This window comes from Frankia sp. R43, assembly GCF_001306465.1.
Classification (GTDB): Bacteria; Actinomycetota; Actinomycetes; order Frankiales; family Frankiaceae; genus Parafrankia; species Parafrankia irregularis.
The window spans coordinates 360908-377772 of record NZ_LFCW01000003.1 but is presented as its reverse complement, the minus strand read 5'-3'; the positions used below and the strand labels follow the sequence as shown (position 1 = coordinate 377772).

Genomic DNA, 16865 nt, shown 5'->3' with positions numbered 1-16865 from the left:
CGGGGCAGGTACACCGCGTGCGCGTACTCGTCACCGGCGCGACCGGCTACATCGGCGGCCGGCTGGCCCCCCGCCTGCTCGCGGGCGGTCACCACGTCCGCTGCCTGACCCGCGATCCGGCCCGGCTCGCGGACGTTCCCTGGGCACACCACCGCAACGCCGAGATCATCCGCGCGGACGCGCTGGATCCGGCCTCGCTGCGCCCGGCCCTGGCCGGCGTCGACACCGCCTACTACCTGATCCACTCCATCGACAGCGGGGGTGACTTCTCCGCCGTCGACCGCGCGGCCGCCCACGCCTTCGCCGACGCCGCGCGGGCCGCCGGCGTGCACCGGCTGATCTACCTGGGCGGTCTGAGCCCCGCGACACCGGCGGAGGCGGGCAGCGGGGCGACGGCCAGCCAGCCGAGCGGCGGGGTCTCGGAGCATCTGGCGTCGCGCCAGGAGGTGGCCCGCATCCTGCTCGGCTCCGGCGTTCCGACCGTCGTCCTGCGGGCCGCGGTCATCATCGGCAGCGGCAGCGCGTCGTTCGAGATGCTGCGCCATCTCACCGAGCGACTGCCGATCATGGTGACCCCGCGCTGGGTGCGCACCCGCATCCAGCCCATCGCCGTCCGGGACGTCCTCTACTACCTGATCGGATGCCTGGACATCCCGGCCACGGTCAACCGCTCGTTCGACATCGGCGGCCCGGACATCCTGACCTACGCGGACATGATGCGGCGCTTCGCCGCCGTCGAGGGGCTGCGCGAACGAATCATCATCCAGGTTCCCGTGCTTTCGCCCGGCCTGTCCTCACTCTGGGTCGGCCTGGTCACGCCGGTGCCCAGGGCGATCGCGCGCCCGCTGGTCCGCTCGCTGCGCACGGAGGTCGTCGCGGGCGAGCACGACATCGCCGCCTGGGTGCCCGATCCACCCGACGGACTCGTCCCGTTCGAGACCGCCGTGGCCTACGCGCTGGCGAAGGTGCGTGACCGGGCGGTGGAGACACGCTGGTCCACCGCCCGCTGGCCGGGCGCCCCGATCAGCACCCCCTTCCCACAGGCCATCGCCGCGCTCGTCGGCGTTCCGGGACCGCCCGGCGAGCCCGCCGTCACCGATCCGACCTGGGCCGGCGGCTCGCTCTACACCGACGAACGCACCCGCCCGGTCGCGGCGTCGGCGGACCGCCTGTGGGCCGTCATCGAGGGCATCGGCGGCGAGAACGGCTGGTACAGCTGGCCGCTGGCCTGGTCGGCGCGGGGATGGGTGGACATCCTGGTCGGCGGGGTCGGGCACCGGCGCGGCCGGCGAGATCCGCGGCAGCTCAGAACCGGCGAGGCGATCGACCTGTGGCGGGTCGAGGAGATGGTTCCGGGCCGGCTGCTGCGGCTGCGCGCGGAGATGAAGCTGCCCGGCCAGGCCTGGCTCGAGCTTCGGGTCGAACCAGCTGACGGCGGTGGCGGTGGCGGCGGTGGCGCTGGTGGCGGCGGTGGTGGCGGTCAGCGGGGCGTCGTCTACCGGCAGCGGGCGCTGTTCCTGCCCCGCGGGCTGCCCGGGCATCTCTACTGGAAGGCGGTCAGCCCCTTCCACGCCGTGGTCTTCGGTGGCATGTTGCGGACGATCGTCCACCGAGCCGAGGCCGACCAGCGCGCCGAGGCCGACCCAGGACGTCCCATTCCCGCAGCACGCGGCCATGCGTGATCGAGCGGTCCGGTAGGGAGCTGTCGGCGCACCGGTAGGTGCAGTCGGCACGGCAGCCCCGGCCGGCACGGCAGGCCCAGCCGGCACGGGAGCCACGGTCAGCCAAGGAGCCACGGCCAGCAGAGAGCCATGGTCGGCACCGCAGGCGCCGTGCGGCGGGCCGTCAGGCCTCGTCCGGGATCTCCATCTCGAACCAGACCCGCTTTCCATCCGGAGTCGTCTCGACGCCCCAGGCCTGGGCGAGTGCTTCGACGAGCAGCAGGCCCCAGCCGTGCTCGGCGTCGATCTGGTCGGTCGACTCGTCACCGGGCCTCGGCAGCGCCGATCCCTCCCTGTCCTCGACGCTGATCCGCAGCCGCCCGGGCTCCAGCGTCGCCCGCAGCACAAGGTCACTGCGCGCATGCAGGACCGCGTTCGTGACGACCTCGCTGACCAGCAGGATCGCATCATCGAGGGAGCTGATGCCGGCGTCGTGCAGGGCCGCGCGCACGGAGGTGCGCGCCTGGCCCGCGGAGGCCGCCACCGCGGGCAGCGCGAGCTGGATCAGGGGTGGGCGCACCGGCCTGGTCACCAGCACCAGCAGCGCGATGTCGTCATCCGTGCGGGCCGGCAGCTCGGCGGCGAGCAGACAGCGTTCGAGCACCGTCCGCGCGGTCTCCTCGATGGGGCCGGGACCGTCCCACGTCACGGCGTCGGGGCCGGACCAGCTCCGGGCGGCGAAGGAGCCCGCACGGCGGCGGTCACCGGCGGTGCGTGACCTGCGGTAACCGCCGCGGCGGTCCCGGCCGGACCGGCGCTCACGGATCCGCCGCTCAGGCAGCACAGCGGACGCCGGTGCCGTGGTCGCCGGGCCACCGACCGGCGTGCCGTCGGCATCAGCACCGTTGGCATCAGCACCGCTGGCCGCAGCACCGCTCGCACCGGTACCGCCGGCCACAGCACCGGCCACCGAGGCACCGGCCACCGAGGCACCGGCCACCGAGTCGGCTGGCAGGACGTCCGCCGCGGCCCCGGTGTCGGCGGCCTCGTTGTCGGCGGCCCCGTTGGATGCCGCCTCGTTGGATCCCGCCCCGTTGGACGAGGCTCCGTTGGACGAGGCAAGGTCGCGTGCGGCCCGCGGGCGGGTGACCTGCTCGCCCAGGCCGGACCGCAGGTGTTCCAGGCCGTCGGCCAGTGAGCGCCGACGGGACTCGACGAGCCCGTCGGTGAACAGCACGAGGGCGGAGCCCGGGGGCAGCGTGATGGTCGTCTCGGAGAACGCGTCCGCCTCCCCCGTCCCGAGTGGCAGACCGGGTTCGAGGACGAGGTAGTCCGGCTGCTCGTCGGGCAGCAGCAGCAACGGCGGCGGGTGACCGGCGCTGGCGATCGTCGCGCGGCCGGAGTACGGGTCGTACACGGCGTACATCGACGTGGCGAGCTGCAGCCCGGGCAGCGAGTCGACGACCCGGTCCAGCCGCGCGAGCAGTTCGGCGGGGCCCCAGTCCTCCAGCGCGTAGGCCCGCAGCGCGGCCCGGAGCTGGCCCATCACCGCCGCCGCGTGCAGCCCGCGCCCCATCACGTCACCGATGGCGATGCCGGCACGGCCACCGGGCAGCGGAATGACGTCGTAGAGATCGCCGCCGACCTCCGTCCCGGCCGTTCCTGGCCGGTACTCCAACGCGATCTCCATCCCGTCCAGGGCCGGCGGGTGGGCGGGGAGCAGGGAGCGCTGCAGGGTCAGCGCGGACTCCTCCACATCGCGGAAGAGCTGCGCGTTGTCGAGCGCCGCGCCGCCGCGCCGCGCGAGCTCCTCCACGAGATGGATGTCGAATGCCGAGAACGGCTCCAGTCCGGCCCGGTCGACCGTGAGAGCGCCGAGCACCCTTCCGCGCGAGTGGATCGGCACGGTGATCGTGGGTCCGGAGGGGAACTCCCAGAACCTGTCGTAGGCCTCGCGGGCGAACAGCTTCCCGACGATCTTCTCGGTGTATTTCGGGACGTAGTACGACTGGCCGGTCCGGACGACGGAACCCGGCGGGATGTCCTGGTCGACGGTGGCCGGACGGATCTGGAACGCGGCCCGGACGAAGCCGGCGGCCTTCGGGTCCAGGAAGGACGACGCGGCGATCGGGACGGAGTTGCCCTCCCCCCGCAGCCAGACGATCGCCGCGCTCCCCAGCCGGGGTACCGCCAGCGCCGCCGTCATCTCGACGATCCGCTGCGGGTCGAGGGAGGTGCCCAGGACCATGCTCGCGTCGATGAGGAAGGAGCACTGCCGCAGCGCCGCCTCCTCCGCGGACCGCGAACGGTGCCGCCACGCGCCGGACAGCTCCCGGACCACCGCGCGCCCGACCGAGGCTGTCGTTGCCGCCCAGCCACCGTTGGCCGGATCGGGCCCGGCGCGATCGCGGCCGGCCCGATCGGCACCGGCGGGGTCCGCGCAGGCCCGATCCATATCAGCCGCGGCCATATCGGGCACGGCAGTGCCGGGACGTTTCGCCACCAGGCCACCTCCACCCCATGGAAGCAATCCATAACGGACTGTGACGTCATCCACTCGCGGAAGTGTAGGCCGGTAGTCGGATATCGCGCCCGACGAGCAGCTCGGCCACCACTTTCCGTAACCATGCACCCCGTTTACTTCACACCCACGGAGAGGGTTTGATGCGGTCATGGATCCCGTTGTCACGGACCGTGCGGACGCTCCGACACCGACCGACGGCACCTCGACGAAGCCGGGCAGCGGTGCAGGGCCGGGCGACGGCGGCGGCGAGCCGGGCTCCGGTGCGGCGCAGGCTCCCTGGTGGCGCGACGCCGTGATGTACGAGGTCTACATCCGCAGCTTCGCCGACACCGACGGCGACGGGGTCGGCGACCTCGAAGGCATCCGGGGCCGGCTGCCGGACCTCGCGGACCTGGGCGTCGACGGGATCTGGATCAGCCCGTTCTACCGCTCCCCCATGGCCGACCACGGGTACGACGTCGCGGACCACACCGACGTCGACCCGCTGTTCGGCACGCTCGACGACCTCGACGCGCTGCTGCGCGACGCGCACACCTGCGGGTTGAAGGTCATCGTCGACGTGGTCCCCAACCACTCCAGCGAGCAGCATCCGGCGTTCCAGGCCGCGCTCGCCGCCGGGCCCGGCTCACCCGAGCGGGAGCTGTACCTGTTCCGGGACGGACGCGGGCCCGACGGCGCGCTGCCGCCGAACAACTGGATCTCGGTCTTCGGCGGCCCGGCCTGGAGCCGCGTTCCGGACGGCCAGTGGTACCTGCATCTGTTCGCCCGGGAGCAGCCCGACTGGAACTGGCGGCATCCGCAGGTGCGCGCGGAGCACCGGGAGATCCTCCGCTTCTGGCTCGACCGCGGCGTCGACGGGTTCCGTATCGACGTCTCGCATGGCCTGGTCAAGGACGACGCGCTGCGCGACCACCCCGCCCTCGCCACTCACCCCGCCAACCCCATTGCTGTCCCCGCCACCCCCGCTGCCGACGGCCACGCCGGCGACCGCGAAGGTCACGGAGAAGGCGACAGAGGAGCCGACGGTGTGGGCACCGGAGCTACTGGAGCGGCTGGTGCGGCTGGTGCGGTCCCCACCCCGGAGACGGGTTTCCGGGAGCTGTTCGAGCCCTACTCCTGGGATCAGGACGGCGTCCACGAGATCTACCGCGAATGGCGGGCGATCCTGGACGACTACGACCGTCGCGACGGGCGGGACAGGGTGCTCGTCGGCGAGACCTGGGTCGCCGACCCCGAACGGCTCGCCCGGTACGTCCGCCCGGACGAGCTTCACCTGACCTTCACGTTCTCGCTGCTGTACGCGCCGTTCTCGGCACCGGCGTGGCGCAGCGCCATCGACGCGGCTCGGGCCGCCACGGCCGCGGTCGGCGCGGTGCCCACCTGGGTGCTGGCGAACCACGACGTCATCCGGCCGGTCAGCCGGTACGGCGGCGGCGCGACGGGCCTGCGCCGGGCCCGGGCGGCCCTGCTGGCCATGCTGGCGCTGCCCGGGACGGCCTATCTCTACCAGGGCGACGAGCTCGGGCTGCCGCAGGTCGACGTACCGCCCGACCGGCGCCGTGACCCGGTGTGGGAACGCTCCGGGCACACGTCACCGGGGCGGGACGGGACCCGGATTCCGATGCCGTGGTCCGGCCAGTCACCTCCGTACGGCTTCACCGCAGACGAGGTCGAGCCCTGGCTCCCGCAGCCGCCGGACTGGGGTGCGCTGACCGCCGCCGCCCAGTCCGAGGACCCGCTGTCCACCCGGGTGCTCGTGCACGGCGCGCTGGCGCTGCGCCGGGCGCTGCCGTTCCTCGGCAGCTCGGCTGGCCCGGACGAGGCTCAGCCCGGGTTCCGCTGGCTCGCCGACCTGCCCGTCGACTGCCTCGCCTTCGACCGCACAGCACCACCAGCCCGCACACCACCACCGGCCCACACAGCACCACCGGCCGGCACAGCACCACCCGGCGACACGGCGCCGCCCGGCCGGACAGCACCACCCGACGACACTCCCCCGCCGGCCGCGGGTGCTCACCCGCTCGGTTCCGCGCTGACCTGCGTCATGTCGACCGACGAGGAGGTGCGCCTCGCGCTGGCCGGGCGCCTGGTCCTGGCGAGCAGTCCCGTCAGCTACGACGGTGCGACGCTCGTTCTCCCACCCGCCACCACTGTCTGGGTCGTCCCCCGTTCGGGTTGACTCGGCCGACAGAGAACAGATCCGCACCTGCGGATCTGATTGACTGTTTGACCTGCAGATGCGGGATACCCGGCGCCGTTGTATGCCATGAAGGCCAAAACCGGACGGTGCCACGGCGGAGACGTCGCCCTCTCGTGGCGCAGAATGGATGGGTGAACCAACCGTCACCCGTACGACCACGAGCAGACTTCTACGAGGCCGTCGGCGGCGAGGCGACGTTCCGGGCGCTGGTGGCACGGTTCTACGAGGGTGTGGCGAGCGACCCTGTCCTGCGCCCGCTCTATCCGGACGAGGAGCTTGCCGCCGCCGAGGAGCGGCTGCGGATGTTCCTCATCCAGTACTGGGGTGGGCCGTCGACGTACAGCGAGCTGCGGGGGCATCCGCGGCTGCGGATGCGGCACGTGCCGTTCGCGATCGGCCCGGCGGAGCGGGACGCCTGGATCCGGCACATGAGGGCGGCCGTCGACAGCCTCGACCTCGCTGCGGACCTGCACAAGGAACTCTGGGACTACCTGCTGATGGCCGCGAACTCCCTGCAGAACCGCCCCGGCTGACCTGCCACCGGCCTGGCTGCCGACCCGCGGCCGGGCCCCACCCTGCCTGGATGTCCGCGCCTGCCTGGATGTCCGGGCAGGGTCGAGATGTCCGCCTGGCGGGGATGTCCGGTCGGCGGGGATGTCCGGTCGGCGGGGCATCGCCTGCCGCTGAGGCCGGTTGGCGTGACCGGCCTCAGCAGGCGGGTGGTGCCCACGGGCGGCATGCGCCGCCGGGCGGTCAGTCTCGGGTGAGCTTGCGGTAGGTGACCCGGTGCGGGCGCGCCGCCTCGGGGCCGAGGCGTTCGACCTTGTTGGTCTCGTAGTCGGCGAAGTTGCCCTCGTACCAGAACCAGCGGGCCGGGTCGGTCTCGGTGCCCTCCCAGGCCAGGATGTGCGTCGCGACACGGTCCAGGAACCACCGGTCGTGGGAGACGACCACCGCGCAGCCCGGGAACTCCAGCAGCGCGTCCTCCAGGGAGCGCAGGGTCTCCACGTCGAGGTCGTTGGTGGGCTCGTCGAGGAGCAGCAGGTTGCCGCCCCGCTTGAGGGTCAGCGCCAGGTTCAGCCGGTTGCGCTCACCACCGGACAGCACGCCGACCGGCTTCTGCTGGTCAGGCCCCTTGAACCCGAAGGACGACACATACGCCCGGCTGGGGATGTCGGTCTTGCCGACGACGATGTGGTCCAGCCCGTCGGAGACGACCTGCCAGACGTTCTTCTTCGGGTCGAGCCCGGCACGGCCCTGGTCGACGTAGGCGATGTCGACGGTCTCGCCGACCTGCAGCTCGCCGCTGTCCGGCGTCGCCTCACCGGAGATCATGGTGAACAGCGTGGTCTTGCCGACACCGTTCGGGCCGATCACGCCGACGATGCCACCGCGAGGCAGGGTGAACGACAGGTCACCGATGAGGATCCGGTCACCGAAGCCCTTGGACAGCTTCCTTGCCTCGATCACCAAGCTGCCCAGACGCGGGCCCGGCGGGATCTGGATCTCCTCGAAGTCGCGCGGCCGCGCCTTGTCCGCCTCGGCGGCCATCTCCTCGTAGCGGGACAGCCGCGACTTGCTCTTGGCCATGCGCGCCTTCGGGTTCGACCGGACCCACTCGAGCTCCTGGGCGAGCATGCGCCGCCGCTTGGCGTCCTTCTGGCCCTCGACCTTGAGGCGGGCAGCCTTGTTCTCCAGGTAGGTGGAGTAGTTGCCCTCGTACGGGTGGGCGCGGCCGCGGTCGAGCTCGAGAATCCAGCCGGCGACGTTGTCGAGGAAGTACCGGTCGTGGGTGACCGCCAGCACCGCCCCGGCGTAGCGCGCCAGGTGCTGCTCCAGCCAGGCGACGCTCTCGGCGTCCAGGTGGTTGGTCGGCTCGTCGAGCAGCAGCAGGTCGGGCGCCTCCAGCAGAAGCCGGCACAGCGCGACCCGGCGGCGCTCACCACCGGACAGCGGAGCGACGTCGGCGTCACCCGGCGGCAGACGCAGCGCGTCCATCGCCTGGTCGATCTGGCTGTCGAGCTCCCAGGCGTTCGCCGCCTCGATCTTGTCGATCAGGACGGCCTGCTCGGCCAGGAGGGTGTCGAAGTCCGCGTCGGGCGCGGCCATCTTCTCGTTGATCGCCTCGTAGGCGGCGAGCACCTCGCGGATCTCGCGGACACCGTCCTCGACGTTGCCGCGGACGTCCTTGCTCTCGTCGAGCACGGGCTCCTGGGCCAGCATCCCGACGGTGTAGCCGGGGCTGAGGATCGCGTCGCCGTTGCTCGGATGGTCGAGGCCGGCCATGATCTTCAGCAGCGACGACTTCCCCGCGCCGTTCGGACCGACGACACCGATCTTCGCGCCGGGCAGGAACGCCAGGGTGACGTCGTCGAGGATCACCTTGTCGCCGTGGGCCTTGCGGGCCTTGCGCATCTGGAAGACGTACTGCGCCATGTGCCAACCCTAGGGCATGGTGCCCGGATACCTCACGGCGGTGATCCGAGGGATGACCAGCGGACACATCTACCCGTGTTCACCCCACCCCCAGCCGGGTACTAACCGGAGTCGGACGACCACCATCAGACACCATCGAACATCGGCCACCATCAGGCACAGGGTTCGCTGGGAGGCGGCATGCGCGCGGATGACCAGCGGGTCGGGCTCGCGGCGGAGGCATTCAGCTTCGGCTATCCGATGGTCTGCGCGGTTCGGCAGATCATCCGTGCCGCCGAGGAGGGCACCGGGCCGATCAGACCGGTCGGTTTCAACGCGTTCGCCCACCAGACCGACCCGCCGGGGCCGCTCTCGCCGTTCCTGAACGTGAACCCCGACGTCCTGTTCTCGATGGCCCAGGTGGATCTCGGCCCGGGCCCGGCGGTGCTGCGGGTCCCGCCGGCGCCGGACAGGTATCACGTCCTCGCCTTCTACGACCCCTGGCTGAACGTGTTCGCCTATCTGGGCACCCGCACCGACACCAGGACCGAGAACGGCGACGGCGACGGGCAGGGCCACGAGGTCCTGCTGGTCCCACCTGGCGGCGACGCCGATCTGGATGCGGATGCGGATGCGGGCTCGGGCGGCCGGCTTGTGATCGAGGCTCCCGCGCGGGTCTTCAGCATCGTCGCCAGGTTCGCCTTCCGGGGCCGACAGGACCTGCCCGCTGTCCGCGCGCTTCAGGACCAGCTCGCCGTGAGCCCACTCGACCCGGACGCACGCCGACCGGAGGGGCCACCGGACCGGTCCAAGCAGGTCTGCGACGACCTGCGGTTCTGGGAGGAACTGCGCACCTGGATGCGCGCATTCCCGCCGCCGCCGATGGAACGCGAGTACGCCCGCAGGTTCGAGGCGCTGGGCCTGCTCGCCGACCCGTCCCCCTACATAGATCCTGATCCGACGCTCGCCTGGTCGCTGCGCACCGGTCTGCGCACCGGTCGGGACGAGCTGGAGCGGCTGGCGGACGCCGGCCGGCGGACCAACCTGGGATGGGCCAGCACCCTGCATGAGGCCGACTACAACCTCGACCGGTTCGGCCCCGGCGTCCGCGACGACCGCGCCTGGGAGATTCCGGACCGGGCGCAGGCCCGCATCGCCCGGGCGCTGGCCGCCCGGCGCCCGCTGGGCATCGTCCACGCCTACGAGGAGACCGCCGCGCACTGTGCGGTGGACCTGGAAGGCCATCACCTCACCGGCGCGCACGACTACCGGCTACGCCTGCGGCCGCCGCCCGTGGACTCCTTCTGGACCCTCACCATGTACGACGAGCCCGACGGCTACCTCGTCGACAACCCGCTGGGCCGCTACTCGATCAGCAGCCTGGACGATCTCGTCCACGAGCCGGACGGGTCCATTCCCGTGCTGATCCAGAGCGAGCCCCCACGGCCGGAAGCACTGTCACAGTCGTCCGCTGCGCCGTCGGGGCCACAAGGACCTTCGGCCTCGGCACTGCGACCGGTGTCGACGCCCCGATCGACGTCCGCGGCGGGTGCTGCCGGGACGGCGAACTGGCTGCCGGCGGCCGGCGGCGACTTCCGCCTGGTCCTGCGCATGTACTGCCCGGGTGAGGAGGTCCTGCGCGGCGCCTACTCACCACCGGCGATCCACCGGCTCGACTGACCCACACCACCCCTGCCGGGGGCACCACGCACGGCTGCCGGGCGCTGTGGCGCCCCGAGGCTGGCGCGTCGCCCTGGGGAGCGTGCCGTCGCCCCCGGGGTGCGTCCCGACCGGTCAGGGCAGCGTGATGCGTACCGGCAGCGTGCTGCCGGTTCCGACCTCGTCGATCTGGGCGCTCGGCGCGAGCACGGCGATGTCCGCGCCCTCCTCGACCAGGACGGGGAGCACCTGGCGGTCGATGGTCCGGGCCCGGCCTCCCGACGCCGGTGTCGCCAGCAGAGACACGGTGATGGACGCCCCGGCACCGGGCACCGTGCTGATCCGCGGCCTGCCGAGTGGGCTGCCGGCCTCGCGCCCGGTGGGGGATCCGCGGGTGCGCGCACCGTCGTAGCTGACCGCGTCGGTGACATCGTCGGCATCAAGTCCGTCCGCGTCGACGGTGAGCCGCGCGGCGGACTGCCCGGTGACGGGCACCGGGTAGGACAGCCTGGTTCCGCCGGCTTCGAACACCAGCTGCGCCGCCCGGCTTCCGGCGGGAGCCGCACCGACGCTCACCTCGACGTCGACGGTGCGGCCCGTCGCGAGGGTGAGCGCGTCGACCCGGGACCGTGTCGGCGACTGGGGCGAACGGTTGTAGGCGGCCGGCATCCGCAGCAGGTAGGGGGTTCGGTCGGGGTGATCGGCCACGACCTTCAGGTCCGCGACCCCACGCGAGACGGCGAACAGCAGGTCACCGTCGCCGTCCGCACCGTCGAGATCCGGGCCGTTCGCGGTGACGGCACTCGGATGGCCCAGGTAGGCCGGGGTGGCCGAGACCAGCACCAGGGACCGGTCGGGCAGCGAGCGCAGCATGCCGGCGAGCTCCCGGTCGTGCCCGGTCATCGTCGCGTTCGCGTCGACCGCGCCGACCAGGATGAAGGTCGTGAGGCTGACGACGCCCGCGGTTCCCACCCCGGTGAGGCCCCGCGCGACCCGGCGCCGGGACCAGGTGGCCAGGTCGACGACTCCGCGGGCACCGAGATGCACCAGCCCGATCATGACCGGCATCAGGTAGAAGGGCCCGACGTACCGGATCCCACCCCACAGCTCCGCCGCGTTCCAGGCGCCCCAGAAGCCGAGGTAGCCGATCAGGAACAGCACCGACCCGAGGCCCAGCAGGTAACCGGGTGCGTCCAGCCGCCGGCGGGCCACCGTGACGACCGCGGCGACCGCCAGGAGGACACCGCCGCAGGCCCAGCCCCCGAGCAGCCACAGATGATCACCCACGGACGCCAGCCCGTCGCCGAGGCCGAAGTCGTGCCCGCCATCCGACGGGTACAGCCGGCGCCAGCCGAACCCGAGCTTGTCATCGGGTTCCAGCAGCGCGAACGGCAGCCTGAACGGGCTTCCCGTGGCGGCGGCGTTGAAGGCCAGCAGGAGCCCGGCCGGCAGGGCCAGCCCCGCCGCCGCCCAGCGCAGCGCCCACCCGAGCCGGGCATCCCGGCGAACCTTCACCACCGCCCAGATCACCACCGGGGTGAGCACCAGCACCACGTCGTAGGGACGCACCGCCACGGCCACCCCGGCGGCGAGCCCTGCGCCGGCGAGTGCCACCCCGCCACCCCGCCGGCCCCTGCCGCGCAGGCTCCGCAGCAGGCCGAGCAGGATCAGTTCCAGCAGGACCAGCACCGGCAGGTAGCTCAGCACCAGCGCGCTCTGCACGATCATCAGCGGGGAGAACGCCAGCAGGGTCGCCGCGAGCGCCGCGACCCTGCGATCACCCGACAGCTCGACGCCGAACAGGTACGTGACGACCACCGCGGCCGCCGCGACCAGCGCGAGCACCGGCGAGATGCTGCCCGTCAGCAGCAGGCCGAGTGCGAAGAGCCCGGGGACGAACGGCGTGTACTTGAGGACGTAGTGACCGTCGGACACGGCGGCCAGCCAGGGCGCGTAGGAGGCCGCCGGGTCGGGCGCCGCGGGGAACAGGTGCCCGCCGGCCATCGCCCGGGCCTGGGTGAGGTAGATGACCTCGTCGTTGTTGATCGACAGGTAGGGGAACAGGTTGTGCCGGAGCACGACCGCGACGGTCGCGCTGAGCACCGCGAGCACGGCCACGTAACGACCTGGGGCGCTGATCTCACGGGCCCGCCGCCACAGCCGGTCGAACGACAGCCCGGCCGCCCCGGTGGGAGCCGGCGGCGGCACCGGGCTGCCCGTCTCCTGCCGGGGGACCGCGGCGCCCGGCTGCCCGGACGGTTCGTCCAGCGCCGGGCCCGCTCCGCCACGGGGTTCGTTCGCCCTGCTCACCCTCGGCACGGTACCGAGCGGAACATGCCCCGATGCCGCAGGTGGGCCTATCGGTAACAGCATGTCGGCGGCCTCACACAGCCCGCGACCACTGCGACCACCCCCCTGCCGCTCGCCGGGCGCGCCGTGCCGACCGACATCACCGCGGATCGGGCCACGATCAGCCCGCGGCGCCCCCCGGCCCCAGCAGGCGGTGCTCCCCCACGACATCGGCAAGCCCGAAACCCGCCGCCCCCAACCGGCCGGTCACGCCGCGGGAAGGCGCGGACGACCTCCGGCTGGACACCCGGTGCCCGACGGTCCGCCGCCCCTCGATCAGAGGCGGCGGAGAGGGGACCACCCGCTCCCCCTGATCCGTCAGCGGGGCCGTGCAGTCGGCGCTCTCTGGCCCTGCGCCGCCCCCGACCGTCTGCTCGGCCCCGATTACTCGCTCGAGATGGACCTGACCGGCCTGGCCCTGCTCCGCCGCAAGGCCGTGCCCTGCCGGCTGCCCCGACGGATCCGCCAGGGCCGCAGAGATCGTCTGGGCGGCCCCGCCACCCGCCGCGCCGCCGGAGCCGGCAGCACCACCAGAACCGGCGTCGTGGTGGACGGCGTCGGCCGCGCCGGGATCGCCGGGATCGGCGGCCTCCTCCGCGTCGAACGCCGAGTCATCGTGACCGAACGGATCCATCTGGGCCGCCCCGGGATCAGCCAGCGGGTCGGGGTAGCCCGACGACGTGGCGAGCGAATCCGTGGGCCCGGGCGACGAGCGTGCCACCCTGCGCACCTCGACAGGCCGCCATGTCAGCTCCGCCGCGACTGCTTCGGCGTCGACCTCATAGCTGACCCGACGGTCACCGTCCTGCGTCTCGTAGTTGTTCTGGCGCAGGCGGCCGACGACCAGCACCCGGTCGCCCCGGGAAAGACTGGCCGCCACGTTCTCGGCGAGCTGACGCCAGCAGGACACCCGCATGTAGAGCGTGTTCCCGTCGACGAAACGCTGCTCGGCACGGTCATAGCGACGCGGCGTGGACGCCACGCGGAAGCCGCAGACGGAGACCCCGCTCGCGGTGATCCGCAGGACCGGGTTCTCGACCAGATTGCCGATCATCGTGATCTCGGTGTCAGGCATGGAGCACTCCTCGGAGAGCATCTCGGGGGCAGGGAGACGACTCGGTGACCGCTGGCCAGCCCATCCGCCGCCCGTGCGCCGCACGTGAGGCGGATGGAGACTGGTCCGCAGCCACGCCACGACTCTGCGCCACCGACTCCGAGTTGGGAACAACTTCTTCGCTCACTGTGGATAACTGCGTGCTTTCCACAGGACGGCGACCCGACTGGTCTGCGCCGCATCCGTCCACGATGCTCGAACCTGTCGCCACCCGCCGCACCACACAACGCACCGACCTGGAACGCGGTCGCAGCTTGAGGCCAAGCTCCATGAGCTCTCGGCACGCGCGGACACGGGAACATCGAGCGTGCGTGCCAAAGTTGCTCCCAGACGGGCTGACGCTCCGCAGCAGAACCCCGCGCCTACACAGAATGGGACGGTATGTCGACACAAGCGGCAAGCTCCGACGTGAACGCGGCGGCGAGCGGAACCTTCCAGCTCGGCGGCGACCTGCCGGTCAACCGGCTCGGCTTCGGCGCGATGCGGATCACCGGCCCAGGCGTCTGGGGCCCACCCGCCAACCACGACGAGGCCATCGCCGTGCTGCGGCGCTCCGTCGAGCTCGGCGTGAACTTCATCGACACGGCCGACTCGTACGGGCCGGAGATCAGCGAGGACCTGATCGCCGAGGCCCTGTACCCCTACCCCACAGATCTCGTCATCGCGACGAAGGGCGGCTTCACCCGGCAGGGCCCGAACAAGTGGACCGCGGTCGGGCGCGCCGAGTACCTCCGCCAGCAGGTCGAGATGTCACTGCGCCGACTCAAGCTCGAGCGGATCGACCTGTACCAGCTCCACCGCATCGACCCCAAGACCCCCGTCGAGGAGTCGCTCGGTGAGCTGCGCGCCCTCCAGCAGGAGGGAAAGATCCGCCACATCGGCCTCTCCGAGGTCAGCGTCGCCGAGCTGGAGCACAGCCGGACCCTCGCCGACATCGTCAGCGTCCAGAACCGATACAACCTCGCCGACCGCGCCTCCGAAGACGTCCTCGACTATGCCACCCGCGAGAACATCGGCTTCATCCCCTGGTTCCCGATCGCGACCGGCACCCTCGCCCGCCCGGGCGGAATCCTCGACGAGGCCTCGAAGCGCCACGGCAGCAAGCCCTCCCAGCTCGCGCTGGCCTGGCTGCTGCGCCGCTCCCCCGTGATGCTGCCCATCCCCGGCACGTCCTCGGTCGCCCACCTGGAGGAGAACGTCGCCGCCGCCGGCGTCACCCTCACCGACGACGAGTACGAGGACCTCGCCAAAGCAGCCGGCTGACAGCCAGCCAGCGCCTCACCGCGGGCCCTCGTGGTCTGTGGGTGGATGCGGATCGGGCATCCACCCACCGGCCGCCCGCGCAACCCCCGGCACATGCGGCAGTATGTGGGACGGTGGCCCCACCCTGCGGCGACACGGCCACCACCCACGACAGACCGGGGGCCGATTGCGACATCAGATGACGTGAGGTGGACACTGTCCATCCCACCCGGGATCCGTCCGCGGACCCCACAATGGAGTAGCGCGCCCGTAGCTCAGCGGATAGAGCGAGTGCCTTCTAAGCACTGGGTCGCAGGTTCGATCCCTGCCGGGCGCACCAGCCAAAACGCCCCCACCGATCTTGTCGGCGGGGGCGTTTTGTAGCAACGGGTGCAGCAACGGCCCGTCAGCCGCGGGGGTCGGTCAGGTGCCCGTCGAGCTTGCCCAGCGCGCGCCGCTTCTCCCCCATCGACGCATGCGCGTAGATCGTCATCGTGACTTCGATCGCCGAGTGGCCCGCGATGTCCCGGACGATGTGCGGCGGAACGCCGAGGTCCAGGAGCAGCGTCACGCAGGTGTGGCGCAGCCCGTGGAACACGACCCCGTCGAGCCCGACCGCGCGCCGTAGCGGCGTCCAGAACCGGCGCAGGTTGTCCGGTTCGATCGGCGTCCCGATCTTCGTGGTGAAGACGTGATCGGTCTGCACCCATCCGCCTCCGGCAGCCGCACGTTCCGCGTCCTGGAGCTTGCGATGTTCCGTGAGGGCATCCGCCACCAGGCCCAGCAGCGGGAGCGTGCGTTCGGAGTCCTCCGTCTTCGGCGGGCACAGGAGCAGCTCCCCGCCTACCCGCAGAAGCGTGTGACGGACGGTCAGCGTCTCCCGCTCGGTGTCGATGTCCGACCACTGCAGCCCGAGCAACTCCCCGCGCCGCATGCCGAGAAACAGCGCCAGGACCAGCAGGGCGTACAGCCGGTCGCCGGCCGCCGCGTCGAGGAGCTGATGCGCCTGCTCGACGGTCAGGCCCTTGTCGACGCGGTAGCGCGGAGTCGACACCTGCACCAGCTTCGCGACGTTCCGCCGGATCAGCTCCTCCCGCACAGCCGCCTGGAGTGCGTTGCGGAGCACGGCGTGAACGACCTGAACCTGACGCTTCGACGGCAGCCGTTTGCAGCACCGGCCGACCGCACAGCAGCGCCGCTCATTCTCCGGCCGCGCCTTGTCCACGCCCCGGGCACAGCACCGGCAGGTGGTCTCCGTCCGCCGGATGAACTGCCGGACCTCCGCAGCCGTCAGCCTGTTCAGCCGTTTCTTCCCGAGCCCGGGAACGAGGTAGATCCGGACCGCCTTCTCGTAGGTGACATACGTGTTCGGCTGACGGTTCGGCTTCACCGTCTGGGTAAGCCAGACCATCAGGAAGCGTTCGACGGTCCACCCGGTCGCGTCCGCCGGAATACCCTGATCCGAGTTGGCCTGAAGCTCCGTCAGCTTGCCGCGGACGATCTCTTCTGACTTGCCGTAGACCGGCCGCCGCTTGGTCGTCCCATCTGGCATCAGGACGTAGGCCGCTCCGACCCACAGGCCGTCTCCGCGCTGGTAGATGGAGCCTTGGCCGTTGGCGCGCTTCGTGCGCTCCTTGCGCCGGCCGTTCGACGAGCCGGGGCTGTTGCTGGGCATGGGTGGGTCTCCTTGCCGGAAAAACG

General features: G+C 71.9%; 10 protein-coding genes and 1 tRNA gene. 6 read left to right on the top strand and 5 right to left on the bottom strand.

All coding sequences use genetic code 11. The annotated features are described in order from the left end of the window. Positions 1-17 precede the first annotated feature (17 nt). Positions 18-1682, top strand: coding sequence for an SDR family oxidoreductase (locus ACG83_RS15215; RefSeq protein ID WP_054566872.1), 1665 nt, complete (start codon positions 18-20; stop codon positions 1680-1682). 163 nt (positions 1683-1845) lie between these two features. Here ACG83_RS15215 and ACG83_RS15210 read toward each other — a convergent pair whose 3' ends face one another. Further along, on the bottom strand, positions 1846-4164 hold the full coding sequence (locus ACG83_RS15210; protein ID WP_054566871.1) for a SpoIIE family protein phosphatase: 2319 nt from the start codon (positions 4162-4164) through the stop codon (positions 1846-1848). Positions 4165-4333: 169 nt separating this feature from the next. Between ACG83_RS15210 and ACG83_RS15205 the strand changes: the two genes are divergently transcribed. Both ACG83_RS15205 and ACG83_RS15200 read left to right on the top strand, forming a co-directional pair. Then, positions 4334-6364 (top strand): glycoside hydrolase family 13 protein, encoded by a 2031-nt coding sequence (locus ACG83_RS15205; RefSeq protein WP_054566870.1) that lies wholly within the window; start codon positions 4334-4336, stop codon positions 6362-6364. Between the two features lie 134 nt (positions 6365-6498). Further along, complete coding sequence (locus ACG83_RS15200; RefSeq protein WP_054566869.1) at positions 6499-6918, top strand: globin; 420 nt, start codon at positions 6499-6501, stop codon at positions 6916-6918. Between the two features lie 220 nt (positions 6919-7138). On the opposite strand, the gene ettA is transcribed toward ACG83_RS15200, so the two are convergent. Continuing rightward, entirely contained in the window at positions 7139-8821 is a 1683-nt protein-coding gene (gene ettA / locus ACG83_RS15195) for an energy-dependent translational throttle protein EttA (RefSeq protein ID WP_054566868.1), read from the bottom strand. A gap of 180 nt (positions 8822-9001) precedes the next feature. Between ettA and ACG83_RS15190 the strand changes: the two genes are divergently transcribed. Next, entirely contained in the window at positions 9002-10480 is a 1479-nt protein-coding gene (locus tag ACG83_RS15190; RefSeq protein WP_054566867.1) for a DUF1254 domain-containing protein, read from the top strand. 114 nt (positions 10481-10594) lie between these two features. On the opposite strand, the gene ACG83_RS15185 is transcribed toward ACG83_RS15190, so the two are convergent. Next, entirely contained in the window at positions 10595-12769 is a 2175-nt protein-coding gene (locus tag ACG83_RS15185; RefSeq protein WP_369812888.1) for a phospholipid carrier-dependent glycosyltransferase, read from the bottom strand. A gap of 160 nt (positions 12770-12929) precedes the next feature. Then, positions 12930-13883 carry a single-stranded DNA-binding protein gene (ssb, locus tag ACG83_RS15180; protein ID WP_083473269.1) on the bottom strand — a complete coding sequence of 318 codons (954 nt, stop codon included), beginning with the start codon at positions 13881-13883 and terminating at the stop codon, positions 12930-12932. A gap of 420 nt (positions 13884-14303) precedes the next feature. On the opposite strand from ssb, the gene ACG83_RS15175 reads away from it, so the two are divergent. Further along, the gene (locus tag ACG83_RS15175; RefSeq protein ID WP_054566865.1) at positions 14304-15185 is read left to right on the top strand and encodes an aldo/keto reductase; all 882 of its coding nucleotides are present in this window, start codon (positions 14304-14306) and stop codon (positions 15183-15185) included. Between the two features lie 243 nt (positions 15186-15428). Beyond that, positions 15429-15504: transfer RNA gene (locus ACG83_RS15170), tRNA-Arg, on the top strand. A 66-nt stretch (positions 15505-15570) separates the two neighbouring features. Here ACG83_RS15170 and ACG83_RS15165 read toward each other — a convergent pair. Next, on the bottom strand, positions 15571-16839 hold the full coding sequence (locus ACG83_RS15165; RefSeq protein ID WP_054566864.1) for a site-specific integrase: 1269 nt from the start codon (positions 16837-16839) through the stop codon (positions 15571-15573). Between the last annotated feature and the right edge of the window lie 26 nt (positions 16840-16865).

What these genes read in the sequence shown, in the direction of transcription:
- ssb (WP_083473269.1), bottom strand. Translation starts at nt 13,883, where the DNA reads ATGCCTGACACCGAGATCACGATGATCGGCAATCTGGTCGAGAACCCG.
- ACG83_RS15165 (WP_054566864.1), bottom strand. Translation starts at nt 16,839, where the DNA reads ATGCCCAGCAACAGCCCCGGCTCGTCGAACGGCCGGCGCAAGGAGCGC.
- ettA (WP_054566868.1), bottom strand. Translation starts at nt 8,821, where the DNA reads ATGGCGCAGTACGTCTTCCAGATGCGCAAGGCCCGCAAGGCCCACGGC.
- ACG83_RS15175 (WP_054566865.1), top strand. Translation starts at nt 14,304, where the DNA reads ATGTCGACACAAGCGGCAAGCTCCGACGTGAACGCGGCGGCGAGCGGA.
- ACG83_RS15205 (WP_054566870.1), top strand. Translation starts at nt 4,334, where the DNA reads ATGGATCCCGTTGTCACGGACCGTGCGGACGCTCCGACACCGACCGAC.
- ACG83_RS15190 (WP_054566867.1), top strand. Translation starts at nt 9,002, where the DNA reads ATGCGCGCGGATGACCAGCGGGTCGGGCTCGCGGCGGAGGCATTCAGC.